The sequence below is a fragment of the Pseudanabaena sp. PCC 9330 genome (assembly GCF_055795045.1).
Genome location: NZ_JAYFES010000074.1, coordinates 23,998 through 49,596, shown reverse-complemented (window position 1 = coordinate 49,596; position 25,599 = coordinate 23,998). Strand labels below are relative to the sequence as shown.

The following is a 25,599-nucleotide window of genomic DNA, read 5'->3' as shown; positions in this document are numbered from 1 at the left end:
CGAACTTGGCCCTATAGACGGTCGCGATGAGACTCTGACTAAGTCTTTAAGTGACTCCTGGCAGGACGTTTTCTCTGTGGTGGGCAGTGCCCACCCTGCGATTCGCAGTTCCACCTCGTCTCTCATTCCCCGCCCCTCTACTTTTCTTTTCCACTGTGAGCCTTACTGTGAGCCTTAAAACCCTCGTTCAAAATTCCCTCAAATCGTTTAGCGTCGTGGCCAATGGCGGTAGCGCCTTCTCTCCCGCTCAGTTTGACGCTGACGTCATGACTACCTACGGGCGGTTTCCCCTCGCTTTGGTCAAAGGCCGGGGTAGTTTTGTTTGGGATGATCAGGGTCGCCGCTATCTCGATTTTGTGGCGGGTATTGCCACCTGCACCCTAGGTCACGCTCACCCGGCCATGGTTGAAGCGGTGACGAAGCAAATTCAAACGCTGCACCATGTCTCTAACCTGTACTATGTGCCGGAGCAGGGGGCGTTAGCCCACTGGCTGGTTGAGCACTCTTGCGCCGATCGCGTCTTTTTTTGTAACTCCGGTGCCGAAGCCAACGAGGGGGCCATCAAGCTAGCTCGTAAGTATGCCCACACCCGACGGGGCATAGCCAACCCGCTCATTATCACCGCCCAGGCTAGCTTTCACGGGCGCACTCTGGCCACGGTCACTGCCACCGGCCAGCCCAAATACCAAAAGAATTTTGACCCCCTGATGCCGGGTTTTGCCTACGTACCCTACAACGATATTGCGGCGCTAGAGGCGCTGGTGGCCGAGCTAGATGCCGAGACGCCCCAGGTGGCCGCGATCATGCTAGAAGCTCTCCAGGGCGAAGGGGGTGTATGCCCAGGGGATGCCGCTTACTTTCAGCGGGTGCGCCAGCTCTGTGACGACAAGGGTATTCTGCTCATTCTCGACGAAGTGCAGGTGGGTATGGGCCGCACCGGCACCCTGTGGGGGTTTGAGAATCTGGGTATTGAGCCCGATATCTTCACTTCGGCTAAGGGACTAGGGGGCGGTATCCCCATTGGGGCACTGTTGTGTAAGGCCTCCTGCGCCGTGTTTGAGCCGGGTGACCATGCGAGTACCTTTGGCGGCAACCCCTTTGCCTGTCGGGTGGGCCTCACCGTGTGCGAAACCCTAGAGGCTGAGAACTTACTAGATAATGTCAAACTGCGCGGCGAACAGCTGCGGTTTGGCCTACAGCGGCTGGTGCAGCAGTACCCGGCGGTGCTGGAGCAGGTGCGGGGCTGGGGCCTGATCAATGGTCTCGTCATTCAACCCGAAGCCACTGTGAAATCGGTGGACATTGTCAAGGCGGCGATGGGTGAGGGGCTGCTGCTGGTGCCCGCTGGCCCTCAGGTGGTACGCTTTGTGCCGCCCCTGACCGTCAGTGCTGACGAGGTGCAGCAGGCGCTGATGGCCGTAGAAAAGGCGATCGCAATGGTAGTCAAGCGCACCAGCCCATAGGCCAGAGGATCCAATTTACAGCTAGCTTCTGTAACGACCTACGGGTCTAACCATCGACAAGGGGAAGGGCTATATTGATAGCCTAGTCAAAACTCCTAGCAATGTAGTCTCTGTGAGCCCTGCAAAACCTGCTAAGTACGACCTGGACGCCATTATTCGTGGTTATTCCCAGGGGTATTTTTTGATGGCCGATGGCGACGGTGATGACCTCGGCTGGTACTCCAGTCGGCAGCGGACGCTGATTCCGCTGGACGATCGCTTTCGTTACCCTCGGTCATTGCGGCGATCGCTCAATCAAAATCGTTTCCGTGTCGCCATCAACCAGGCCTTTGATGAGGTGGTAAATGGCTGCGCCGATCGAGACACCACCTGGATTTCAAGCGAGCTTAAACAGGTTTACAGTGAGCTCTATCGGGCGGGTTGGGCTTACAGCTTTGAAACCTGGCAGGGTGACGAGCTAGCGGGCGGTATTTTAGGCCTAGGAATTGGCGGGGCATTCATTGGCGAATCGATGTTTTTTTGCATCTCTGAGGGCTCTAAGGTGGCGATGGTCAAATTGGTAGAGCACCTGCGCCAGCGCCACTTCATTCTCTTTGACGCCCAGATGATGAACCCCCATCTGGAGCGGTTTGGGGCCTACGTGATCGGCGATCGCGAGTACAAAAGCCAGCTCAAAATCGCTCTCAAGCAAAACTGTAGCTTTAACTAAAACTGGCGGCGGGAAAAAATGGCGATCGCCACAGTGAGCAGCAGCGCTGTGTACAGCACCCCGTAGAGACCATGGCTCCATAGCTCCAGCGGGCTGGGCAACAGTTCCATGCCGTAGACGGCTTCGTTACGCAGGTTGAGGCGCTCGAGATCGGGCAGTAGCAGGTAGAGGCCGTTGGTCAGTCGCTGCACGGCGGGGTTGTCGCTGAGTTTGCCAAAAGCGACAATGTCTTGGCTGAGGTGTCCCATCAGATACACGGCAAAGGTGAGCAGCGTCGCCAATAGCGAACTGGTAAACACCCCAAACACCATGGCCGCCGCCACCAGCAGGGCCACCTCTAGCAGCATAAACAGCAGCGACAGCAGCACACTGACGAAGGGAAAGTCGACCCCGCTAGCCACCAACACCACCATAAAAATGACCCCTAGGGCGGCGATCAGTACCGCCAGCACGGCGGTGAGGCCCAGATGCTTGCCGACAATAAACTCGGCTCGGCTGACAGGCTTGGCGATCAGCACCAGCACTGTGCGTTTCTCGATCTCTTTGTTGATCAGCCCGGTGCCCACAAAGACAGCCACGATCACGCTGAGCAGGTGAATGCCCGCCAGCCCCAGGTCAAGCAAAATTTTATTCTCGGCCCCGGCAGCCACCTCCGGCAGCAGCACGGCGGCAATCACTAGCAGCAGGGCAAACAGGCCCACCAGGTACAAAATGCGATCGCGAATCACCTCTAAAAACACCGTGCGGGCAATCACGCCGACGCGAGAAAGCCCGATTGCCTGAGAAATTGCCATTGGTAGTCTCTCCCTAGATCGCATCATCATTGGTTTGCTGGCCTAACTTCGGCCCTGTCTCTGGCCCTGTCTCCGGTGCTAACTCTGGGACTGCATCGCCCTAGGATGCCCAGCCTGCCTAGGCGTGGCTAAATCGCAGGTGAGGCTGGCCCACTGGGTGGTACCGTATTCGGGCTGGCTGGTGTCACCCTGGGCGAGGGTGGCACGGTTGGAGGGCATCAGCAGGCAAGATTTTTCTAGATAGTAGCCGCTCTGGGTGGCGGCAGGCCCCGACCAGATCGCCCACAGCTTGAGCAGATAGCCTTCGCCACTGGAGAGAGGCTGAAAGTCAAGCCGCCACAGCGAATCCTCCAGGGAAGGATTACTTCCCATCTGGCTCTGTACCTGTCGTTGCAGGTTTTGGCGTTGACCGTCGAGGTTGAGTAGCCAGCGCTCCACCGAGGGCCAGGGCTTGTTGTCGACCTCCCGACGCAGCAGATCTTCGGCGATGGTTAGGTGGTTGACCCCGGCCGGAAGGGCGATCGCCTGCCCCGGTAGGCGATAGACAAAGGCGCTATTCTCGACGCTGTCGGCCACCAGACTGGGGTAGTCGCGCACCCAGCTCTGAATGCGGAAATAAAACTGAAACCAGCTGCTAAACAACAGGCTGAGGCAAAACAGTAGGGCTAGCTGCTGGCGTACTGCCGGCGGGGGATTTTTGATCTCAAAATTCCAGCTCACCAGGGCGGGCAGGGCCACTACCGCAAACGACACCAGCGGCCAGGATACCAGGGCCGGTTGCAGCCACCGCCCCCCCCACGAGCCAAACAGAAACATACACACAATCGCCCCCGACACCCAGGGGGCAATGGGAAGGCCGAAGGGCCGCACCTTGGCCGCCTCCAGTGCCCAGCCAATGCCGATCGCCAAAAAGACCCAGCTGCAGGTAGCCAGCAGGCCAATGGTAAAGGGCAGGGCCTCTACAGCGCGGGCCAGCAGTGACATCAGCCAGGAAAACAGGCTTAGGTAGATCACTGTCAGCCACGAAAAGTAGTGGGGCGGCAGCAGCAGTGTCTTGAGCTCGGCAAAGGTGCGCTTCAGCCAGTTAAAAATCAGGACGACTATCATGCTAGCCCTCGGGTGCGGTCGATCAGCAGCAGCACAATCAAAATGGCGGTAAAGCTGAGGGCATTGGCCTCCAGCACCGCTAGGGCGCGGGGAGATGTGCCGCTCTGGCCCGACGTCTGCTGACGGCGAGCGCGTTGGTAGCGCTGGCGGCGGTTGGCTTCTAAAATATCGGCGTCTTCTACCACCGGGGTCTGGCCCAGCAGCTGTAAAAGCCAGGTTAGCCCCTGGAGCTTGATCCAGTAGGTGCTAAAGAAGGCGGCGATCGCGACCAGTACTACAATCAAGGGCAGCACCTCACGCCAGGTGTTGACGTAGAACCGGTTAAACAGCACGTAGCTGATCACCTGGCTGCGCAGCGATAGGGGCAGCACCGCTTCGAGGGCCAAAAAGGCAATCCACCCCAGGCTGGTGGCCAGCAGGTTGAGGGTGGCGGCATACTGCATGCTGGTGCGGTAGCCTAGACGTAGCTGCTGGCGCAGCACCATGGCCTCAAGCACGATCGCCACCATTAGCAACATCGTCTGAAAGACGATAGCTCGCAGTGGCATCATGCCCAGTTCTGACAGCAGGTTAGCAATTGGCATGGAGGGCTGAAAATAGGTCGTGGACGCTGACCCGTGAGGCGAGTGACGAAAGCATTACTAAGGGTATAACCTCGGCTCGGCTTTCGCTAAGATCTTTGACCGGGTCGCCCTAGAAAAAACAGCCTTTGCTGGGGTGCTTTGGATCTCCCAGGGGCAGACCCTAACTGGCGCACTGCCCCTGGGGGCGAGGGCTAACCCATCTCTAACGCAACCTCTACAGTACTCAATTTTCATGGTCAGAACTGGCATTGGCATTCGCACCGCCCAGCAGGGCAACGAACGACTCACGGGACAGATCCACGTCTACGACGGCGAGGGCAAGGGCAAGTCTCAGGTGGCGCTGGGGGTGGTGCTGCGATCCATTGGGCTGGGCATTCACCACTTTCTAGAAAGCCGGGTGCTGCTGCTGCGGTTTCTCAAGGGGCCGGGCCGCACCTACGACGAAGATGCCGCCATTGAGGCGCTCCAGCGGGGCTTTCCCCACCTGATCGACCAGGTGCGTACCGGGCGGGCCGAGTTTTTTGGCCCCGGTGACATCACCAAATTTGACCAGCAGGAGGCTCAGCGAGGCTGGGATGTGGCCAAGGGGGCGATCGCCTCGGGCCTCTACTCGGTGGTGGTGCTCGATGAGATCAACCCGGTGCTCGACCTAGGCCTGCTGGATGTGGACGAAGTGGCCCGCACCCTGCGCCATAAGCCCGACCACCTGGAGATTATCGCCACCGGGCGCGGCGCTCCCCAGCCCCTGCTGGATGTGGCCGACCTGCACTCAGAGATGAAGCCCCAGCCCAAGGCCGAGGGTATCGAAGGCATCGAGGGCATTGAGATCTATACCGGCTCGGGTAAAGGCAAATCGACCAGCGCCCTGGGCAAGGCGCTCCAGGCCATTGGTCGGGGCATTAGCCAAGATCTCTCCCATCGGGTGCTGATTATTCAATGGCTGAAGGGGGGCAACGGCTATACCGAAGATGCGGCGATCGCCGCCCTGCGCAAGATCTACCCCAATTTGGTCGACCACCAGCGCTGCGGTCGCGACGCCATCGTCTGGCGCGGCCAGCAGCAAGAAATTGACTACGTCGAGGCCGAGCGCGGCTGGGAGATTGCCCGCACGGCGATCGCCTCGGGCCTCTACAAAACCATCATTCTCGACGAGCTCAACCCCACAGTAGACCTAGAGCTTTTGCCTGAGGAACCCATTGTCCAGGCGCTGCTGCGCAAGCCCAGGGGTACTGAGGTGATTATCACTGGCCGCTGCAAAAATCGCCCCGCCTACTTTGAGCTGGCCAGCACCCACTCTGAGGTGTTTAACCACAAGCACTACGCTGAGAAGGGCATTGATCTAAAGCGCGGCGTCGACTTTTAGGGCGATCGCATGGGGCAACCAGCGCCAGCCTTAAGTAAGGCATGGGGCATCCCGAATTGAGACATTGTGTTTATAGGCCTTAGAGCCTAGGATAGGAAACGTTACCTGGGGGGCAGCTGATTTGGGCGAGTACCCCTATTGCTGTTTAGATTTTTCTGGGTATGGCTGACGAAAAAACGGCAGACGAGCAGACGACTCCGGTAGAAGGTGCTTCGGAGACCTCTGTAGATACCAGCACCATGGCTTCTAAGGCCCCCAATGCGACTCCTAGTGCAGAGGCCGCCGTCCCTAAGGCTCCGCCTAAAAAGGAGAAGCCTCCGGCGGTAGAAGACAAACCCTTTGCCGAATTTATTCAGCAGCACTTTTTGCCTGCCCTAGAGACAGCACTGAAGAAAAACGGCCTCGAAGACATGCAGCTCAGCCTCGACCAGCGCCCCTTGGGGGTATTTGGCATCAGCGATGGGGAGCCCTACTGGCAGGTTAAGGGGCAGTGGCAAGGGGGCGATCGCCAGTTCAACATAGCCTTTACCAAAGACAGCATCACCAGCCCCAAAGTGTTTTACTTTGCGGATAAAGGATCTCAGCCCAGCACCATTGAGCAGTTTATGGGGGACGAGCGCAAGATCACCCTCGATCTGATGGTCTTGTATACCCTGCGGCGACTCAACGGCCAGAAGTGGCTGGCACGCAACTAAGGCGACCGCTGAGTTTGGGTTAGATAGACCTCGATCTAGACCCGCAAAAAAAGTCGTGCCAGATTTAGGATCTGGGCTAAGCTAATTGGCGATGTCAGCGTCTTCCACATCACAGTTTTACCCATGACTTGGCAACTAAAACTTCGTCGACTGCTTCGCCCCAGGGCTGTCGTTGGTCTAGGGCTGGTCATGGCGGTGGCCCTGGTGGTAGCCTTGCCCCACTGGGTACAGGGGGCGAGCGCTCAAGAGCTCACCGCCGCTCTGTGGACTCGGGCCTCGTTCCCGGTCGAAAACTTTCAAACCTACACCTCTCCCTTTGGCTACCGCAGTGATCCTTACAGCGGTAGCTCGCGTTTTCACTATGGGCTCGATCTGGCTGCTCCCAATGGCAGCTACATTCGCAACTGGTGGGCTGGAGAAGTACTCTGGGTGGAAGATGACGGCGCTTGCGGTACCTCCGTGGCGATTAAATCGGGTGACTGGACTCATATCTACTGTCATATGCAGGGGCATGTGGAGGGCAGTGGTCAAAATAAGGCTCTGGTCGACCGAACCGGAGGTATTCAGCTGCGGCCTGGGCAGGGACTCGCTGCTGGGGTGCGCATTGGCCGCGTCGGCATGACGGGGCGCACCACTGGCCCTCACCTGCACTGGGGGCTAAAATATCAAGACAACTGGGTTGATCCGGCTTTGGTGCTCAGAGAAATGTATGCCAACCAGCGGGCGGCCCTCTAGGGTTGTCGGCGCTCTGGGCGAGACGCGGCAGCTGCGGGATGCAGTGATAGGATGCCGCCGAGCCGAGCTAGGGCGACACTTGAGCCTGGTTGTTTGGCGCTGCTGGTTGGGGCTAGTTTTAGCTCTGGTTTTGGCGATCGCCTCTCCCACCCCTGCCCTGGCTGCTGACATTCACCCCATTCTCACCGTTGATCTGCTGCGGCAGCGATTGGCTAGTCCGGTACAGCGGGAGGGGCGGCCAGGCATTGACCTGCGCAATTACACAATTGATCTACGGCCAGATAGCCCGCTGACCGAGAGCTTTTACCGACTCTTGAGCAATGTGCTGCAAAAGCCAGCCACAGCACCTAGCCTCGACATCAGCTATGCCATCGTACAGGGCGACCTCGACTTGCAGCGGCTGGGCCAGCGGGAACCCCTTTACGGCGACAACCTTGCCCTCCTGCTGAGCAAGGGGGCACAGGCCCAGCTGAGGCGCGATCGCCAGCGCCTGCTTCAGCTCAATCGCCTCTCTCAGTCGCTGTTGATTCAGGGCCAGGGGGGCAGTCAACAAATCTATCTCTTCAAAGCTCCGCTAGTGGCGGTACAGACTCGGTTTACGGGCCAGGTGCTCGGGGGGGATACCTTTTTTCTGGGCCGGGTGCTGACCTCAGGGGCAATATTTGAACAGGGGCTATCGGTCGGTGGGGCGCGGTTTAACCGAGCGGTGAATGTCTCGGGGGCTGACTTTCGCCAGGGGGTGCAGGCCAAAAATAGTCTGTTCTTTGAGGCGACCCGCTTTGACCAGAGCCAGTTTCGCAGCGGGGCCAATTTCCAGGGGGCCGAGTTTAAAGCCGACGCCAACTTCAGTCGGGCGGTGCTGGCAGGAGATCTCAACTTTAGCCGGGTGCAGTGGCAGGGCACCGCCGACTTTGCCCGCACGGTGTGGCAGGGTAGCGCTTTTTTTGTACGCAGCTACTTTGCCAAGGCGCTGTTTTTCACCGAGGCCCGCTTTGATGCGCCCTTAGTGCTGCGCCAGGCTCGCTTTGGTGAACCGGTGAACCTGCGCAACGCGGTGTTGGGCAGCGAGGTCGATCTGGGGGATGCCCTGTTTCCGCCCCAGGCCTACCTGAATGTAGCGGGCCTGGAGTTTAGCCTGGAGCAAACCCAGATTTTGGGCACCCCTGGCAAAATTGGCCGGGTATTTTCGGTGCCCCAGCTGGCGGGTAACGAAACGCTGCTGCGCAATCTAGAGCGCAACTTTCGTCGTCTAGAGCAGATCAGCGATGCCAACTACATTGCCTACACCGCCGAACGGCTGCGGCTCAAGGTCTGGCAGCAGCGGCTACTGGGCATTAACATTAACACCGCCTCGGTGCCTGCCCTGGTGCGGGCAGGCTTTAATGAAGCCCAGGCGGCGGCAGTGGTGAAGCAGCGCCAGGAGCAGTTGTTTATTGGTACTGAGGGGGTGCTGAGCGTGCCAGGGATAGATCTGGCGACCTATCTAAAGGTGCGCGATCGCATCTTTGCCCTCAATGCTTTTTCTGTGACCAAGCGGCTCACTCTGGGGCTGCGCTGGCTGTGGCTGGGGGGGCTGGTGGTGCTGAGCCGCTACGGCACCAGCTTTGGTCTCACCTTTGGCCTGGGGTTGGTGGCGATTCCCACGTTTGCGCTGATGTTTTGGTTTATCGATCGCTACCGCCGCCGCCGAGCCACACCGATTCTGCCGCCCCTGGCGGAGGGGCTGTGGTTAGGGGGGGCCAGCAGTCTGCTGCTGGGGCTGGGGCTCAATAGCCTATGGCGATCTGCCGACTATCCGCTGCTGGCTGGGTTGTTTTTGTTTGTGCTGCTGGTGCCAGTGCCAGCGGTGTTGATCGGGTTGGTGGTCAAACAGGGGCGCTATCACGATCTGATGCAGGAGAGCTACTTTGTCGAAGATGGCAGTTTGCGGCAGCTACGACTGCTGATTGCTAGGCTACCGGTGATTCCCAAATTTCCCTTCTTTCGCGATCGCTACACCTACCTGCTGCTCGATCGCCGCTGGAACTGGCTCAACTACCTCGACTTTAGCCTCAACAACTGGCTTAAGTTTGGCTTTAATGACATTCGGTTAAGGGATGAGCAGGTGCCTGGGCTGATTACGGCCCTTGTGTGGTATCAATGGGGATTGGGTCTGCTCTACACAGCGCTGCTCCTGTGGACGCTATCGCGCACCATTCCGGGGCTCAACCTGCTGATTTATTTCTAGCACCTGCATCAGAGTGTTCTAGCTCAATACCTATCTATAAATCTCATTGCAACTGACCCAGGAGCCTGAGTTCGCCCTCTTGCCCGGAATGTTGTTTATGTGGGGATGCTCTTAGCGCTGTTCCTGGGTACTTTTCCATCAGACTGTGCATTTTTTGTGACTCAACCCTCTGCCTCAGACCTCAACCACCAGGCCAAATCCGATCTGCGCCGCCGCCTACTCAGCGCCCGCCAGAGCATTCCCCCCCAGCTGTGGCGACAAAAGAGCGATCGCATCTGCGCCCACCTGCTCAATTGGGACTACTTTCGCCGCTGCCGGGTGATCTTGGCCTACACCAGCTTTCGCCAAGAGCCCGACATTAGCCCGTTGACCGCCCACCACACCCACTGGGGGCTTTCCCGCTGCGTGGGTCGGACGCTCCAGTGGCACTACTGGTCATCCCAAAGCCCCTACCCACTTCAAAAAGGTGCCTACGACATCATCGAACCGCCCGCCCGCGCCCCCCGCATTGACCTGTCGCTGGTTGATCTAATGCTGGTGCCCGCTGTGGCCTGTGACGTGCGCGGCTATCGACTCGGTTACGGCGGCGGCTACTACGATCGCCTGTTGAGCAAGGCTGAATGGCAGACCATACCCACTGTGGGCATCGTGTTTGAGTATGCCCGCTTGCCCAGTTTGCCCCGCGACCCGTGGGATCGGCCCCTGGCTGGAGTGTGCTCAGAGAGCGGTCTGTTTTTGGGTAAGAGCTAGGTCACGAGGCCAGCCCTGGCGATCGCCCGTTCCTGAAGAAAATTCCACGGGTATTTCTGTGTCAGAGTTGTCCTCAGGCCAGCCCCTACCGGTTGGGTCGGGAGGTGAGCACTAGGGCTGCGATCGCCACCAAAAAGCCTACATATCCCAGCACAAATAGCCATTCCTGCCAGCTACTCTCCATTTTGGACAACCTCGATGGCAGCATCGCCCCAGCGATCGATCCATTGCTCCACCTCTGGAGGCAGCGGGCAGCGGCGACGGTCAAGCGCTGCGATACAGACATGGCGGGTCACGGCCTGGGCCGCCAAAGCCTCTGCCACCACAACCCGATACTGAATCTCAAAGGTGCTGTCGTCTAGGCGGGTAGGCACGAGATGGATGGTGGCGCGATCGCCGCAGTGCAGGGGCCGACGATAATCGATGCTGGCATGCACGATTGGATAAGCCACGACATCGGCCCGAAAGAAAGCGCGCAGATCGACACCCGCTGCCGCCAAGGAATCTTCGTAGGCCGTGTGGCAGAGCGTCAGCTCATTGGCAAAGTAAACAACCCCAGCGCCGTCAGTTTCATGAAACCGCACCTGGTGGGTAAAAACGTAGGGCACAGCTACTAACTCCGCCACGCCATAGTTTGACACCTAAGGAGATTCTTGAAAAAGAAGATACCCCCATATAGAGGCTCAGAGCCTGCACCCTCAGAAAGAAACCTCGGTATTTTGGTTGCCAGAACCGGCCTAAGAGGCTGGAAGATTTTTAGTAAAAAAGAGATCAGCAGCCCAGCGACTGTCGCCCTAGCTGGCATTGGGTTGAGCCGGGCGGAAGGGCAGGTCACTGGGCCATTCGTCGGAGGTTTCAGCGGCGGCATCGCGCCCCAGGGCCAGCAGAGGGTTGTCGATCAGCTCTAGCAGGTTGGCGATGCCATACTCCAACACTTCAATGGGGTCGACGGCCACCCAGCCTTCGCCCGTGAGCTGTCGCAGCTCAAAGTGCAGGTGGGGGCCAGTGGAGTTGCCGGTGCTGCCGACCAGACCAATCACCTCGCCCTGCTCCACCCATTCTCCAGCTTGCACCGCTAGCTGAGACAGGTGAGCGTAGCGAGACTCGAGCTGGCCATCGTTGTGGCGCAAAATCACTGTCAAACCGTAGCCGCCTAGAAAGTCAGACACTGAGACTCGGCCCGCTTGGGTGGCCAGTACTGGAGTGCCCATAGGTGCCGCCAGGTCAGTACCCGAGTGAAACCGCCAGCTCTGCTGAATCGGGTGCATACGCCAGCCAAACAGCGACGAAATCGACGTTGGAATTGACAGCGGAAAGACATACTCCTCGTTGCCACGACGCAGCACATTGAGGGGGCGGAGCTTCTCGTTGAGAGCCTCGCGGCTCACAATTGTAGTGCTGCCTAGGCGCACTCCGTTGGCGCTCACAGCAATGGGGCCAATTTGAATCTCGCTACTGCCAGAGGTACTGTTCTGAGCGGTAGTCGAGTCTTGGGCGCAGGTGCTGTCGGGGCTACTCTGACCGGCAGACACAGAAAGCTGGCAGCCAGTAGAGCGATCGGCAAACACCACGTTGGGGGTGCCGCCGGGCTGGGTGACGGGTGCCTGGGTGGCACCCAGATTGTAGTCAGTGGGGTCGATAAAGACGCTGTTGTAGCCTGCGGGCACCGACTCATCGGCAGCAACTGCATCAGGGACAACTACCCTAGGGGTGGGCAATGCCTCTTCTTCGGGTACTACTGCCGGGGCAGAGGTCTCGGCTTCGGCCGAGGCACTAGAGGCAACCGACGGTTGAAGCAAGCTCTCAGCCATCGTCGGGGCAGCTGTCTGGGCCGGAAGAGTGATGGTAAGGGCCGCTGGGGGCGGTGGTGGAACCGGGGAAAACATCGGCGAGCTCGCTGGAGGGGGAGATGTCACGACAACCGACGTGGCCGGAGACCGAGGGGTAAACTCAGGCCGAGCCACGGGCGATAAAGGCAGGTTAAGGGTCGTTGGGGAGCTGGAGCGATGGGTGCTGTCACCCCCTGGAGCCAAATAGTCAGCTGTCGTTTTAACCGCTGACTCAGCTCTAGACGGGTCGGTTGCCATAGAAGTTTCAGCAACTGCTCGACTGCTAGGGGAAACCCCTAAGCCACCGACCAGCGTCAGCACCTGAAGCCAGGCTGCTGAAGCAAAAATCCTAGACTGCTTAACCCCTTGCCTCGACCCTAAATTACCTTTTTTCACCATAATTCTGTCGCTACGCATTGTAGCCCAAAGTTACTTTACCGGGTTCTATCTCCAGCGTCTTGACCGCTGGTGTAGTCATATACATCTGCTTGAGCTGTACCCGCAGGTTGCCCGACGGAGCTACCCCAATGACTTTTGCGATTTGGCCGTCAATGGCCACCGCTTGACCTAGATTGGCCATGCGGGCCTGGTAGACCTCAAGAAAGGCCTCATCTCCCAGGTTTTGCCAGTGGAGATAGCCCTGCATGAGGCCGTAGAGGGCGATCGCGGCCAGTCCCTCCAAGGTATTCAGCAGGCCAGGGGGACTTTCCGGCTGAATTAGCTGCCGAATGGAGGTCCCGGTTGAGGGCACGGGGTTAACCCCATTGAGCCCCAGGCCAATCACTACATCCTGCACCTGCTCGCCCACGATGCGGGTCTCGGCCAGTACGCCACCCAGCTTTTTGCCCCCAGCCACCAGATCGTTGGGCCACTTGACCTGCACGGGCAGACCCAGATTGGCCAGGCTGGTAGCGACTCCCCAGGCGCTGGCCAGGGTGAGGTAAGGGCTGCGGCGGGCCGCGAGATCAGGCTTGAGCCCTAGGGACAGGTACAGCCCGCCGAGGGGCGACTGCCACTGCCGCCCCCACTGCCCCCGCCCCGATCGCTGGGTATCGGCTACCAAAACCGTGCCCGCTGGAGCCCCAGCGGCCATCATCTCGGCGACAGCGCGATTGGTAGAGTCGATCTGGTCGACCCCATGAAGGTAAAATCGAGGGCGCAATGCCCTGTAGTTGGACATTATCCCCAACTGCTGGGGGGATAGAAGGACAAATTGCCGCAGCTGGTCTAAATTCACCCGTTATCAATCCTGGGGATATTTATAGGAAGTCAGCATATAAAGTTAGATACGGGTTCCACGCTATCACCTTGTCTGGCTCAGCCAGAGCCCAAGCCTAGACCCAAAACAGAACTTGATAAAACTGCGACTTCTCTTAATCGCTTCTCTACATAGGCCGCCGTAACTGCTGAGAACCGCTGTAAACCGTCGGAATAGGCCGAAAAGGGGGTAGCATCGTACCGAGAAAACCACGCCATCGATATAGCAATGACAGACTGGCACTGGCACCCCTGGCAGGGGCAAGACATTCTTACTTGTAGCCTGCTAGCCCCCTGGCCCCACGGCTTCTTTACTCGCCTGGCCTGGCCAGAGACCCCAGCGTATTTGACCGCAGCCCTTGCCCCGACGGCGGCGGTGCATCGCATTCGTCAGGTGCATGGCAACCGTGTGCTGCGACCTGCAGAGCTGCCCGAACCGGTGACGCCAGAGGCCAAGGCAGAGGCCGATGGTCTGATTAGCGATCGCCCCCACCAGGCTCTCTGGGTCTGCTCGGCAGACTGTAACCCAGTACTGATAGGCGATCGCGCTACGGGGCAGGTCGCCGCTGTGCATGCGGGCTGGCGAGGTACGGCCCAGTCGATCGTGCCGGTGGCGGTGAGCAAGCTGCTCGCCCAGGGCAGCCGTCTAGAAGATCTGGCCGTGGCCATTGGGCCTGCGATCGCAGGTACGGTCTACCAGGTGTCAATCGATGTGGCGGCGGCGGTGGGGCGCACGCTGCTAAAGGCACCTCCCGATGACGATGAGGCCGTGGTGAATATTCTGCTGGGCCAGCCCAACTCTCCGGTGCTGCGCGACGGCATGCCTGGCAAGGTACGCCTCGATGTGCGACGAGCCAACGCTTGGCAGCTAGAGCAGATCGGGGTAGATCCAGATCGGGTGGCGATCGCTCCCCACTGCACCTGCCAAGAGCCGGAGCGATTTTTCTCCTATCGCCGCACGGGGGAAAAGCAGGTGCAGTGGTCTGGCATTGTCAGCATCGAGGGCTAGGGCGCAGATCGCTGGCCTAGCCACGCGCTAGACTGACCTACCCCGATCACTCCAAGGAGGAGACAGTGGAGCTGCTTTGTAGAGAACTTGTCTTACTCAAACTCAAGCTAGGGAAGCTTTTGCAGATCTTGCTGGAGTTTCTCGGTCTCTTGGCGCATGGTTTCAGAGGCTTCGTTGGCCTTGTCAATGGCCTCGGTGGGTAGAGAGTTCCCGCTTTGGGGTGAGGGTTGGAGCTGGTTAACCATCAGCACGCCGACAATGCCCAGCCCCGCCAGCAACCCAACTAAAGCCAGTCCGCGCATGGTTGTCACCTCTTTAGAGTTTAGGCCGGTGGCCGCTTGATAGGCTCAATATACCCACCTGGTGAGATTTTCTTGCCGGGTTGGCCCTTCCCGCCCGTGAGGCTAGCCCAGGGCCGCGCGAATCTCTTCTACTCGCTTGCGGTTTACTCCTAGGTCAGACTCTCCTAGCCGCGAGGCCGATCGCACCTGAATGACCGACTCCGCCGGGTCGAGATAAAACTCTACATCGTCCACAAAGCCCATCAGCTTGCTGGCGAACTCGGCGTAGAGGTAGGTGTCTGTAGACTCGACAATGGTCGTGCGGGGCATGGCTTTGACCACTGATACCAGCTGGGCCATGGCCTGGGTCGGGTCGCCGCTGTAGGCCAGGGGAGCAATGCTGTGCTCGGCATCGCCCTCGCCCTGGCTGACCACGCAGTTGGGGGAGTTGGGGCAGGGGGCCAGCTTGCCCTCTTTAACGCCTAGATTGGTGGGGCGATCGCCCGCAAAATTAAAAATTCCCATTGAACTAGCCTCTAATGAAACGGCAGCACTGGGCTCAGCAGAACCCAGCAGAGTCAGCATAACGAGAGCAACCCCAACTATGAGGCGAAAAACTGGTGTCAGCATAGTGAAATGTCCAAATCTCTGGGGCCTCTTGTAGGATAGGACAGATGAGATGGTTGTTTGCGCTGGGCTCGTCGAGTCATAAAGTGCCGTCCCCCTTTTTCTAGGCGGCGATCTGCAACCGCACTGCCCTGTGATGCTTCAGCATGAATTTAGGATAGGATTCTCCACGGCGACTGCCCTGCCATAGATCGCCCAAGTAAGTGTGTCGAAAAGATGGGTCGCGATCGCCCCTGAGCCCCCTCGGTCGGTCTCAGGGTCACCGGGATACGCGGGAGAGTTTTAACCGCAAAAGAGCAATGCACCCACTAAGCCACAAAAAACCAATGCCATAGCCTGCCAGCACATCTGTCGGCCAGTGTACCCCCAGGTAGAGACGGCTCAAGCCAATGCCACCGATCAGCAAGACCGCTAGGCCATAAATCAACATGTTGCGCTGGGGAAATTGCTGCACCAGCAGATAAGCGGCAAAGCCGTAGAGCACCATCGCCCCCAGGGCGTGGCCGCTAGGAAAGCTGTAGGTGGTCTCGGTAATGGTCTGGGGCCATAGGGCTGGCCGAGGCTTGCCAAAAAACAACTTTAGTCCAGTACTTAAGACCGCGCCACCTACACAGTTGATGGCAAAGACCGCGGCAATCGACCACTGTCGTCGGCAACACAACCAGATAAATCCCATGCAGGCCAAGGGGGTGACCACACCGGGGTTGCCTAGGCTCGTGACCATCACCATCACCCGGTCTAAGGTAGGGCTAGCAAATTGGTGTATCCAGAGCAAAATCGCCTCGTCAAAGAAAAAGGCCTCTTGCTCCAACACCTCATCGGCCAGGTGGGCGAGGCCCACTAACACAAATAGGCAAGCCCCCAGCCAAAATAGACCCAAGGCCGCCACAAAGGACATCAGGCGTGGATGAATGGACTGCATCCACGCTCTGGCCAGTTGTTTGAGATGTTGTTGCATCGCGCTGCCACCTTTTCCCATAAAACTCACATCACAATGACACGTGGCTCCCTGACCTTGGCTGCACCTGCTGACAGATGACAACGCGCCAACCTGGCCAACACCCCTCGCAAATCTTTGCTGCCCTGGGGCTACAGGCTGTGAGCAGCGGCGCTTATGAGACCTGGCCTCCCTGTCTCACCCCTAAGGAGGTTGTAACTATGCCCCGTAAGCTCACGGTGCGCCCATGCTTGAGTGAGGCCAGCCAATTGGGGATACTAAATCCTTCTTGGCTACCCCTGATTCAGCAGGGTAAACAACCGTTTGCCCCTACGGTTCGGCCTTTTGGGAATCGGGGTTATGTGACTCGGATTGGCTATGAGATTTGAGCTATAGATACTCCTCTAACCGCAATCACAGAAGGGTTGGCGATATGCTTCTGCCTCTAGCCCAACCGCAGCCGATGGACATGTCACCCCTGCTCGATAACTACTGGCCGACCCATAGAAACTGGCTAAGGTTGAGTTGAGGCCAGGTAGTTGTGCTGGCTGAGCGACATTTTATGCCAACTAGACCATCGGTTAAACCTGGCATAGGTCTGGTTGGATCGGCATGAGGAAACCCTAAAACTGATTAAGCAGCCACTGGTTCGCACCCTGGCCGTGAGTGACGATCGCTGAGAAAGTGTGCGCCGCTATCTCAGCGATGATGATGCCCATAGGTGCCACCGCATTCAGAACCAGGCATCACTACTGCTGCTTGATTCATGCTCCAATTGTGCGACGCTGCAACCAGCCTCACCTGCAGGTGAGGCTGAGAACAAATCCAGCCAAATGCGGAGTAGCGCCCCTAGCACTCAACTCAAACCGAGGTAGATAGGTGAGATTATTCTTCCTCAGGCGAGGCTGCCTCAGCGGCTTCAGCGACGGCCTCGATCGCACCTTCTTCCCCAGCCTCCTCGCCATCGTCGAGACCTTCGACTTGCAGGGCAGGGGGCACGACGGCCACTGCGGCGATCGCATCTTCCGCATCAATTCGCTGTAAGCGCACCCCGGTCGCCGGTCGCGACTGAATCGAGATATCGTTCACCCGCTGACGAATGATGATGCCCCGGTTGGTGACCAGCATCAGCTCGTCGCCTTCACCTACCACTAGCAGCGAGGCCAGAGTATCGTCGCGCTTGCGGAACTTGATCGCCATCAGGCCCATACCGGCCCGGTTTTGCAGGCGGAATTTGGCCACCGGCACCCGTTTGCCCAGACCTGATGCCGTGATCACCAGCACCCAGGGGCCGCCCTCGTTGCCAGTGGTTTCGTCATCATCATCGCTGTCGCTGGCATTGGCCTGCAAAACCGCTTCCACCACCTGGCTGGGCAAAATATCCATGCTGATCAGCTCGTCGCCGTCGCGGAGAGACATGGCCCGCACGCCGCGAGTGGGTCGCCCCAGGGGCCGCAGCTGGTCGTCGTCGGCCTTAAAGTGAATAGTCATGCCCCGGCGTGAGCCGATCAGAATGCTGTCGGTGTTGCGGGCCAGGCGCACCCAGCGCAGGTGATCGCCCTCTTCGAGGGAAATGGCGATCAGGCCGTTGGTGCGAATGTTGCTGAAGGCCGACAGGGCGGTTTTCTTCACAAAGCCGCCCTGGGTGAGCATCACCAGGTAGTCTTCGTCGGTGAACTCACGCACCGCCAGCACCGAGGTGATCGCCTCTTCTTTAGGGATGGGCAGCATTTGCACGATGGGCATGCCCCGCGCCGCGCGGGAGCCCTCGGCGATTTGGTAGGCGCGCAGGGCATAGGTGACGCCGCGATCGCTAAAGAACAGCAGGTAGTCGTGGGTGTAGCAGGTGATGAAGTGCTGCACGCCGTCGTCTTCCTTCATTTTGGCCCCGGCTTTGCCCCGGGTGGCGCGGCTCTGGGCCTCAAAGGTGGCTACCGGCATGCGCTTGATATAGCCCTGGTCGGTGACCAAAATCACCACCTGCTCGTTGGCAATCAGGGAGATGTCGGTGAGTTCCCCATCATCCATCTCGATCACGGTGCGGCGAGGGCTGTCGTGCTTGGCCTTGAGCTCACCCAGCTCCGTGGTGATGATCTCGAGAATGCGCTCGCGGCGGGCCAGAATGTCTTGCAGGTCGGTGATCTTAGCGACCAGCTCTTCGTGCTCCTGCTGAATTTTGTCGGCCTCTAGGGCGGTGAGGCGGCGCAGCTGCATTTGCAGAATGGCGTCGGCCTGTAGCTCCGAGAGGCTGTAGGTATCCATCAGCTCTTGCTTGGCGGTCGGGGTGTCTGCCGCGCCGCGAATGAGGGCAATAATGGCATCCAAATTGTCTAGGGCGATCAGGTAGCCCTGGAGCAGGTGGTCGCGCTCCTCGGCTTTGCGCAGCTCGTAGCGAGTGCGGCGAATGATGGTTTCTTCGCGAAACTCCAGGAACACTTCCAGCATGCGCTTGAGGCCGAGCAGCTGGGGTTCGCCGTTGACCAGGGCCAGCATGTTGACGCCGAAGTTGTTTTGCAGGGGCGTCTGCTTGTAGAGGTTGTTGAGCACCACGCGGGGGTAGGCGTCGCGCTTCAGCTCAATCACGATGCGCATACCGTCGCGATCGCTCTCATCGCGAATATCCGAAATGCCCTCCAGACGGCGCTCGTTCACCATTTCGGCGATGCGCTCGATCATGCCGGCCTTGTTGGTCTGGTAGGGCAGCTCGGTAATGATGATGGCTTCGCGATCGGGGCGGCCCCGATGCTCGATGGTCTCCATGCTGGCCACGCCGCGCATGGTCACCGAGCCACGCCCGGTCATATAGGCGTCGCGAATACCGCTGCGACCCAGGATCTGCCCGCCTGTGGGGAAATCGGGGCCGGGGATGATCTCCATCAATTCGGCGGTGGAGATCTCGGGATTGTTGATCAGGGCGATCACGCCGTCGATCAGCTCACCAGGGTTGTGGGGGGGAATGTTGGTGGCCATGCCCACGGCGATGCCCGAGGAGCCATTGAGGAGTAGCTGGGGCAGCCGCGAGGGCATCACCACCGGCTCTTGCTGGGAGCCATCGAAGTTGTCGGCAAAATCGACCGTGTCAGACTCGATGTCTTGCAGCAGCGAGTCGCTGGTCAGCGATTGCAGGCGACACTCGGTGTATCGCATGGCCGCCGGGGGGTCGTTGTCGATAGAGCCAAAGTTGCCGTGGCCGTTGATCAGCGGCACCCGCATGGAGAAGTCTTGGGCCATGCGCACCAGGGCGTCGTACACCGCTGTGTCGCCGTGGGGGTGGTACTTACCCAGCACTTCACCGACCACACGGGCGCACTTGCGAAAGGGGCGATCGGCGGCTAAACCCAGCTCGTGCATGGCGTAGAGAATGCGGCGATGCACCGGCTTGAGCCCGTCCCTGGCGTCTGGCAGCGCTCGACCCACGATCACGCTCATGGCGTATTCCAGGTAAGAGCTTTGCATTTCAACGCGCAGATCGGTAGGGACGATGCGCTCTTCTGGGGTCGCCATAGGCTCGAAAACTCCGAATTTGCGAACAACAAAGCGCTAGTCAGACCCTCGCACCGAGCGGTGCTGAATAGCGCTTGATCAGTATGTTTTTTGCGGACTCATGTAGGCTACATTTTAGCACGAATTCCCCGCTTCAAATCATGAGGCGCTATGGTGTAACCAGGGGCGCGAAATCCTTGATGTAGCGTTGTTCCATTGCCCTGGGACAGTCCCCAATTCGGAATAGTTCACCACCTCTGAGTTTGCTGTGCACCACGCCTTCTCCATGGCCGATTTTGCCGTCATCTATTCGCCAGATTTTTTGACCCATGACACGGGTAGTTTTCATCCCGAAAATGCGGGGAGATTGACCGCGATTGTGGCGGCATTAAAGCAAGCTCCCTGGGCTGATCATCTCGACTGGCGCGAACCGACGCCAGTGGCTCAGCGGGAGGATGTGGATACCCTGATTGCCCAGATCCACAACCCTCGCTATGTCATGGCCCTGCGGGAGATCGCCCACACGGGCGGGGGGCACATTGATGGCGATACGGTGGTGTCTGAGGCTAGCTACGCGGTGGCACGACTGGCGGTGAGTGCCTGGCTGGATGGGGTAGATTATGTGCTTGAAACCGGGCATTCGGCGTTTGTGCTGGCGCGGCCACCGGGGCACCATGCGGTGCGCGATCGCGGCATGGGTTTCTGCCTATTCTCCAATGCGGCGATCGCTGCCCACTACGCCCTAGAAAAATCCAATATTAACCGCGTCGCCATTCTCGACTGGGATGTACACCACGGCAACGGCACCCAGTCGCTGGTGGAGGGGAACGCGGCGATCGCCTATTGTTCGCTCCACCAGATGCCTGCTTACCCCGGCACCGGCCAGGCTAGCGAAACCGGCCTGCACCACAATGTGCTCAACCTACCCATGGCCCCCGGCAGCAACCGCGCCAATTACACCGAGGCATTTGAGCAAAAGGTGATCCCTTTTCTCAAAGCTTTTGCCCCCGATCTACTCATTGTCAGTGCTGGGTACGACGCCAACGCCGCCGATCCCTTGGCCAACATCAACCTACACCCCCAGGACTACGGCAGTTTTACCCGCCAGTGCCTACCTGTCACCGACAAAATTCTCTTTGGCCTCGAGGGCGGCTACGATTACGAATCCCTCAGCCAGTCTGTGTTGGCCACTATCGCGGCGCGGCTGGGGGTTTAGGGGCGGGCGTCTAAATAAATTATTGGCAACGCGGATCGCTGCCGGGTGCCCCTGAGCCGGAGATGATCTGTATTTTGGCCATTAGCGACGAAATGGTCTCTGGCCCAGCGATCGCTGTTCTGTAGATCTGTTTGGATCTGTTAAGAAATACCTCAGTTTACCCCGCCATAGCCCTTGGCTAGATATTGCAACCTGGGGGCCGTGGCAAAATGCCTATGGCCCACCCTGAGGAGACTTGACTATGCTGCTTTATCTGTTGAGTATTTTGGCTACTGCCCTGTCGTTAATGCTGGTAGACGCCATCTTTGCGGGGGTAGTGCTGGCCAACTTTCCGGCGGCCATGGTCGCAGCGGTGGCGATCGGTGTGGTCAACGGCATCATCAAACCGGTGCTGTTTATTTTGTCATTGCCGATCACTATTTTGACCCTGGGGCTGTTTTCGCTGGTGGTTAACGGCATGTGTTTCTGGCTGGCCTCGCTGGTGACGCCAGGCTTTCAGGTGCACGGCTTTTGGGCTTTTATCGTCGCCCCCATTGTGCTGTCGATCGCATCGACGACGCTAAACAATTTCTTTGTTAACCAGGCCGTCAAAACCAAAGCCCAAAGCCTCGAAGGCTAGAGCTAAGCCAGAGCTAAACCATTGCCCCCACCGACGACTGTGCCGAGGGCGGCAGCACGTAGATCGCCCGAAACTGGTTGCGCCCCTGGGTTTTGGCCTGGTAGAGCGCCTGGTCGGCGGTAAACACCAGATCAGAGGGCAGGTAGTCAATCTGGGGCATGACACAGGCCACGCCGCAGCTAATGGTGACGGTACTGCCGATTTTAGAGGCGGCGTGGGGTAGCGCCCGACGATTCATGGCCCGCAGCAGGCGATCGCACACCTCCGTAGCTCCAGCCATGGCGGTGTTCGGCAAAATGATGGTAAACTCCTCGCCGCCGTAGCGAGTGACCAGGTCAGCGGGGCGGTTGATGCACTGGCTGAGAATCTGGGCCACCTGCTGTAGGCAGCGATCGCCCGCCTGGTGGCCATAGTAGTCGTTGTAAGGTTTGAAGTAGTCGATATCGCAGATGATCAGTGACAGAGGCAGGTGCTCGCGCACGGCCCGTCCCCACTCCTGCAAAAGATATTCGTCAAAGCGGCGGCGGTTGGCCACCTGAGTGAGGCTGTCGAGCATGGTTAGCTGCTGGAGTTGCAGATTGGCGTCTCGCAGTTGTATCTCTAGCCGGTGTTGCTGAATCAGCCGCCGCACTCGCTGGCGTAGCACCGCCCAGTGAATGGGTTTGGTGACGTAGTCAACGACACCTATGTCAAAGGCCTGATCGACCGATTTTTCATCCTCTAGCCCGGTGATCATCAGCACTGGTGCTAGCTGGCCCTCGGTCATGACCTGGAGCCGTCGGCACACCTCAAACCCGTCCATGGTGGGCATCAAAGCATCGAGCAGCACCAGGTCGGGCTGGTGAGCGAAGTATAGCTCTAGAGCCTCTTCGCCGTTGGCCGACTCCATCACCTGATAGCCCTCGCGCTCCAGATAGCGGGTCAGCATGTGGCGAATGAAGGCATCGTCATCGGCCACCAAAATAAGCGCTGACTCAGGATGGGTTAGCATGGCGAGTCTCCTTCTCGGTGACTGGGCGCAGACTGGAGGACCGTTTTGACCTGCAAGGCTGCCTGCTGAATGGCTTCGACTTGATCGGCAATGGCCTGGGCGGCCACTGACCTAGGGGTAGGATTTTGACCCAGAGTAGCTTCGAGCTGCTGACAGAGGGTGGCTAAGGCCATAGCGCTGACGGCGGCACTGCTCGACTTGAGGGTGTGGGCCGCACGCAGTAGGGTAGGCCAGTCGCCCTGGCGGTGGGCAATGACCATATTGGCCAAAATCTGGTCGGTACTCTCCAGGTAGCTGTCCACCAAGTCGGCGAGAAAGGTGGGGTCGTCGCCCCCCAGAGTAGTGGCCAAGGTTTCTAGGGCCGACAGATCGACGGCGGGGACGGTCTCTGTCGGGCGATACTGCAATACCCGGGTCAGCTCTTCTAGGCGAATGGGCTTGCTGATGTAGTCATCCATGCTCGCTTGCAGGCACAGGTCGCGATCGCCCTGCATGGCATTGGCGGTCATCGCCACAATGCGGGGGCGGTGGCTGGGCCAGCGCTGGGCGATCGCCCGGGCTGCCTCCAGCCCGTCCATCTCTGGCATTTGCACATCCATTAGCACCAGGTCGTAGGGCTGCTGATTGAGCATTGTCAGCACCTCCAGCCCGTTGGCCGCCACGTCGGCCCGGTAGCCCAGGCGATGCAAAATTTGCAGCGCCACCTTCTGGTTCACAATATTGTCTTCGGCCAGCAAAATCCGTAGGGGGTAGCGCTGGCCCAGGGTGGCGTCGTAGCCACCGGGCACCGGCCTTGGAATCACCCGCACTGGCTGCGATCGACCCACCAGGGCCGTGGCCAAGGCCGCCATCAGCTGGGCCTGTTTGACCGGCTTGGTGAGGTAGGCCGCAAAGAGTTGGGAGTCAGTGGTGCCCTGGGGCCAGCCCAGGGAGGTGAGCATCACCAGGGGCAGTGGCCGCTGGGGAAACTGCTGCCGAATGGCTTGGGCCAGGGTGAACCCATCCATCTCGGGCATTTGCATATCGAGAATGGCCAGGTCAAAGCGCTGCCCAGCCAGGGTGTCGAGGGCGACGGCCCCAGAGTCTACCGCCACGGTGGTCATGCCCCAAGACTTAAGCTGTAGCTCTAAAATTTGCCGATTGGTGGCGTTGTCGTCAACCACCAGCAGATGGCAGCCCTGGAGTACGGATATTGGCGTCGTAGTGGTGGGCTGGGGGGGCTGGGGGTCAATCTGGGCCCGCAGGGTAAAGTAAAAGGTCGATCCCTGGCCCTCGGTACTCTCAACCCAGAGGCTACCGCCCATGAGCTCGCACAGGCGCTTGCTAATGGCTAAACCTAAACCGGTGCCGCCAAACTGTCGGGTGGTGGAGGCATCCACCTGAGTGAAGGGCTGAAACAGCCGGTGCAGGCGATCGGCCGGAATGCCAATGCCGGTATCTTTCACCGCTACCTGAATCTCGACCTCGGCCTCGGCGTTGGGCGGCTGGGCCGTCACGGTAATAATCACCTCCCCCTGGGCGGTGAACTTGATGGCGTTGTTCACCAGGTTGACCACCACCTGGCGCAGGCGGCTGACATCCCCCAGCAGGTGCAGAGGCACTTCGGTGGGCAGCAGGTAGGCCAGCTCTAGCCCCTTTTCGGCGGCCTTAGCAGCCAGCAGATCGAGGGCTTCTTCTAGGCAGGTGCGCAGGTTGAAGGGCTGGGTCTCTAGCTCCAGCTTGCCCGACTCAATTTTTGAAAAGTCGAGAATGTCGTTGATGATGGTCAACAGCGTATCGCCAGCGTTGCGGGTGGTTTCGACAAAGTTGCGCTGCTGGGGGCTGAGGTCGGTGTCGAGCAGCAGCCCAGTCATGCCGATGACTGCATTCATCGGGGTGCGAATTTCGTGACTCATCATCGCCAAAAACTCGCTCTTGGCCTGGTTGGCGGCCTCGGCGGCGCGGCGGGCCTGCTCCAGATCGTGCAGGTGCTGGTGTAGCTGGCTCTCTGCCTGTTTGCGATCGCTGATGTCGGTCTGAATACCGACAAAGTGGGTGAGCTGACCCTCACTGTCGTAGATCGGTGAAATACTCAGGTGGTTCCAAAACGGTTCGCCATTCTTGCGATAGTTGATCACCTCTACGGTGCAGTTTGTGCCTGCGGCAATGGCCTGACGCAGGTGAGCCAGGGCTGATGGATCCGACTGCGGCCCCTGCAAAAAGCGGCAGTTACGCCCCAAAACTTCGGCGACTGTATAGCCAGTAATACTCTCAAAGGCCGGGTTGACGTAGATGATTGAATTGTTGGATAGCCGGGCGTCGGTGATGACAATGCCGTTGCTGCTAGCGGCGATCGCCCGTTCCCGCAGGCGCAAGGTCTCCTCTAGCTGCTGGCGCTCGACTGCGGCCTCGCGAATCTGGTCGATCTGATGGTGCAGTTCGAGCTGGTCGACCACCTGGGCGGCTAAAATCTCTAGACTCTGCCGCTGAATCAGGGTGAGGGTGCGAGGTTTGCGGTCAATCACGCAGAGGGTGCCCAGGGCCTGCCCCTCACCATTGATCAGGGGCATACCGGCATAGAAACGAATGTGGGGTATGTCGGTAACCAGGGGGCTGTCGGCAAAGCGCAGGTCAACCAGAGTGTCGGGCACCTCCAACAGCTGGGGCTGAAGAATGGCGTGGGCGCAAAAGGCCAGATCTCGGTGAGTTTCGTCGGCTTCTAGGCCAACCCGAGCCTTAAACCACTGGCGATCGCGATCGACCAGACTGATCATGGCCATGGGCACGTCACACACCATCGCCGCTAGCCGAGTGAGGTTGTCAAAGCGCGGGTCAGCCGGTGTGTCGAGAATGTGATACCGATGGAGAGCTTTTAGGCGGCAGGCTTCATCGATGGGTAGAGGCGCAGGTATCATAACGGGCCATCCTCCCTGGGGGCTCGCAG

Annotated in this window: 22 protein-coding genes; 10 read left to right on the top strand and 12 right to left on the bottom strand. The window is 59.0% G+C overall.

Annotation, left to right across the window (positions count from 1 at the left end; translation table 11 throughout):
• Positions 1 to 167 precede the first annotated feature (167 nt).
• Both AC0QKW_RS05955 and aat read left to right on the top strand, forming a co-directional pair.
• On the top strand, positions 168 to 1,463 hold the full coding sequence (locus tag AC0QKW_RS05955; protein WP_473150158.1) for an acetylornithine/succinylornithine family transaminase: 1,296 nt from the start codon (positions 168 to 170) through the stop codon (positions 1,461 to 1,463).
• Positions 1,464 to 1,575: 112 nt separating this feature from the next.
• Complete coding sequence (aat, locus tag AC0QKW_RS05950) at positions 1,576 to 2,172, top strand: leucyl/phenylalanyl-tRNA--protein transferase (RefSeq protein ID WP_473150143.1); 597 nt, start codon at positions 1,576 to 1,578, stop codon at positions 2,170 to 2,172.
• Here the strand turns inward: aat and AC0QKW_RS05945 are convergent.
• The 3 genes from AC0QKW_RS05945 to fraC all read right to left on the bottom strand — a co-directional run bounded on the left by AC0QKW_RS05945 (position 2,169) and on the right by fraC (position 4,657).
• The gene (locus tag AC0QKW_RS05945) at positions 2,169 to 2,948 is read right to left on the bottom strand and encodes an ABC transporter permease (RefSeq protein WP_473150157.1); all 780 of its coding nucleotides are present in this window, start codon (positions 2,946 to 2,948) and stop codon (positions 2,169 to 2,171) included. The two genes, aat and AC0QKW_RS05945, sit on opposite strands and share 4 nt — an antisense overlap.
• A 96-nt stretch (positions 2,949 to 3,044) precedes the next feature.
• Positions 3,045 to 4,073, bottom strand: coding sequence for a DUF5357 family protein (locus tag AC0QKW_RS05940; protein WP_473150142.1), 1,029 nt, complete (start codon positions 4,071 to 4,073; stop codon positions 3,045 to 3,047).
• Positions 4,070 to 4,657 (bottom strand): filament integrity protein FraC, encoded by a 588-nt coding sequence (gene fraC / locus AC0QKW_RS05935; RefSeq protein ID WP_473150141.1) that lies wholly within the window; start codon positions 4,655 to 4,657, stop codon positions 4,070 to 4,072. The genes AC0QKW_RS05940 and fraC overlap by 4 nt, the downstream gene beginning before the upstream one ends.
• A gap of 232 nt (positions 4,658 to 4,889) precedes the next feature.
• Between fraC and AC0QKW_RS05930 the strand changes: the two genes are divergently transcribed.
• The 5 genes from AC0QKW_RS05930 (at position 4,890) to AC0QKW_RS05910 (ending at position 10,427) form a co-directional block, all read left to right on the top strand.
• Positions 4,890 to 6,020, top strand: coding sequence for a cob(I)yrinic acid a,c-diamide adenosyltransferase (locus AC0QKW_RS05930; RefSeq protein ID WP_473150140.1), 1,131 nt, complete (start codon positions 4,890 to 4,892; stop codon positions 6,018 to 6,020).
• Between the two features lie 161 nt (positions 6,021 to 6,181).
• Positions 6,182 to 6,715: a DUF2996 domain-containing protein gene (locus AC0QKW_RS05925; protein ID WP_473150139.1), complete on the top strand. Its 534-nt coding sequence runs from the start codon at positions 6,182 to 6,184 to the stop codon at positions 6,713 to 6,715.
• A gap of 123 nt (positions 6,716 to 6,838) precedes the next feature.
• Entirely contained in the window at positions 6,839 to 7,450 is a 612-nt protein-coding gene (locus AC0QKW_RS05920) for a M23 family metallopeptidase (RefSeq protein ID WP_473150138.1), read from the top strand.
• A complete protein-coding gene (locus AC0QKW_RS05915) occupies positions 7,425 to 9,677 on the top strand; it encodes a pentapeptide repeat-containing protein (RefSeq protein WP_473150137.1) in 2,253 nt (750 codons plus the stop codon). Before AC0QKW_RS05920 ends, AC0QKW_RS05915 begins: the two co-directional genes overlap by 26 nt.
• Positions 9,678 to 9,833: 156 nt before the next feature.
• Entirely contained in the window at positions 9,834 to 10,427 is a 594-nt protein-coding gene (locus tag AC0QKW_RS05910) for a 5-formyltetrahydrofolate cyclo-ligase (protein ID WP_473150136.1), read from the top strand.
• A 173-nt stretch (positions 10,428 to 10,600) separates the two neighbouring features.
• Here AC0QKW_RS05910 and AC0QKW_RS05905 read toward each other — a convergent pair whose 3' ends face one another.
• The 3 genes from AC0QKW_RS05905 to AC0QKW_RS05895 form a co-directional block, all read right to left on the bottom strand.
• Positions 10,601 to 11,035, bottom strand: a complete 435-nt coding sequence (locus AC0QKW_RS05905) for an acyl-CoA thioesterase (RefSeq protein ID WP_473150135.1) — start codon at positions 11,033 to 11,035, stop codon at positions 10,601 to 10,603.
• A 186-nt stretch (positions 11,036 to 11,221) separates the two neighbouring features.
• A complete protein-coding gene (locus AC0QKW_RS05900) occupies positions 11,222 to 12,313 on the bottom strand; it encodes a M23 family metallopeptidase (RefSeq protein ID WP_473150134.1) in 1,092 nt (363 codons plus the stop codon).
• A gap of 352 nt (positions 12,314 to 12,665) precedes the next feature.
• Positions 12,666 to 13,436, bottom strand: coding sequence for a biotin--[acetyl-CoA-carboxylase] ligase (locus AC0QKW_RS05895; RefSeq protein WP_473150133.1), 771 nt, complete (start codon positions 13,434 to 13,436; stop codon positions 12,666 to 12,668).
• Between the two features lie 306 nt (positions 13,437 to 13,742).
• Between AC0QKW_RS05895 and pgeF the strand changes: the two genes are divergently transcribed.
• Positions 13,743 to 14,522: a peptidoglycan editing factor PgeF gene (pgeF, locus tag AC0QKW_RS05890; protein WP_473150132.1), complete on the top strand. Its 780-nt coding sequence runs from the start codon at positions 13,743 to 13,745 to the stop codon at positions 14,520 to 14,522.
• A 107-nt stretch (positions 14,523 to 14,629) separates the two neighbouring features.
• On the opposite strand, the gene AC0QKW_RS05885 is transcribed toward pgeF, so the two are convergent.
• From AC0QKW_RS05885 to gyrA, 4 genes are all read right to left on the bottom strand, one after another.
• Positions 14,630 to 14,824, bottom strand: a complete 195-nt coding sequence (locus AC0QKW_RS05885) for a hypothetical protein (RefSeq protein WP_473150131.1) — start codon at positions 14,822 to 14,824, stop codon at positions 14,630 to 14,632.
• Positions 14,825 to 14,926: 102 nt separating this feature from the next.
• Positions 14,927 to 15,328: a DUF1499 domain-containing protein gene (locus AC0QKW_RS05880; RefSeq protein ID WP_473150130.1), complete on the bottom strand. Its 402-nt coding sequence runs from the start codon at positions 15,326 to 15,328 to the stop codon at positions 14,927 to 14,929.
• A gap of 361 nt (positions 15,329 to 15,689) precedes the next feature.
• The gene (locus AC0QKW_RS05875; protein ID WP_473150129.1) at positions 15,690 to 16,388 is read right to left on the bottom strand and encodes a phosphatase PAP2 family protein; all 699 of its coding nucleotides are present in this window, start codon (positions 16,386 to 16,388) and stop codon (positions 15,690 to 15,692) included.
• An 864-nt stretch (positions 16,389 to 17,252) separates the two neighbouring features.
• Positions 17,253 to 19,871: a DNA gyrase subunit A gene (gyrA, locus tag AC0QKW_RS05870; protein WP_473150128.1), complete on the bottom strand. Its 2,619-nt coding sequence runs from the start codon at positions 19,869 to 19,871 to the stop codon at positions 17,253 to 17,255.
• A 265-nt stretch (positions 19,872 to 20,136) separates the two neighbouring features.
• Between gyrA and AC0QKW_RS05865 the strand changes: the two genes are divergently transcribed.
• A complete protein-coding gene (locus AC0QKW_RS05865; RefSeq protein WP_473150127.1) occupies positions 20,137 to 21,066 on the top strand; it encodes a histone deacetylase family protein in 930 nt (309 codons plus the stop codon).
• Between the two features lie 241 nt (positions 21,067 to 21,307).
• Positions 21,308 to 21,685 carry a phage holin family protein gene (locus tag AC0QKW_RS05860; protein WP_473150126.1) on the top strand — a complete coding sequence of 126 codons (378 nt, stop codon included), beginning with the start codon at positions 21,308 to 21,310 and terminating at the stop codon, positions 21,683 to 21,685.
• 13 nt (positions 21,686 to 21,698) lie between these two features.
• Here AC0QKW_RS05860 and AC0QKW_RS05855 read toward each other — a convergent pair whose 3' ends face one another.
• The gene (locus AC0QKW_RS05855) at positions 21,699 to 22,676 is read right to left on the bottom strand and encodes a diguanylate cyclase domain-containing protein (RefSeq protein WP_473150125.1); all 978 of its coding nucleotides are present in this window, start codon (positions 22,674 to 22,676) and stop codon (positions 21,699 to 21,701) included.
• Positions 22,670 to 25,570, bottom strand: coding sequence for a hybrid sensor histidine kinase/response regulator (locus AC0QKW_RS05850; RefSeq protein ID WP_473150124.1), 2,901 nt, complete (start codon positions 25,568 to 25,570; stop codon positions 22,670 to 22,672). The genes AC0QKW_RS05855 and AC0QKW_RS05850 overlap by 7 nt, the downstream gene beginning before the upstream one ends.
• Positions 25,571 to 25,599: the final 29 nt, after the last annotated feature.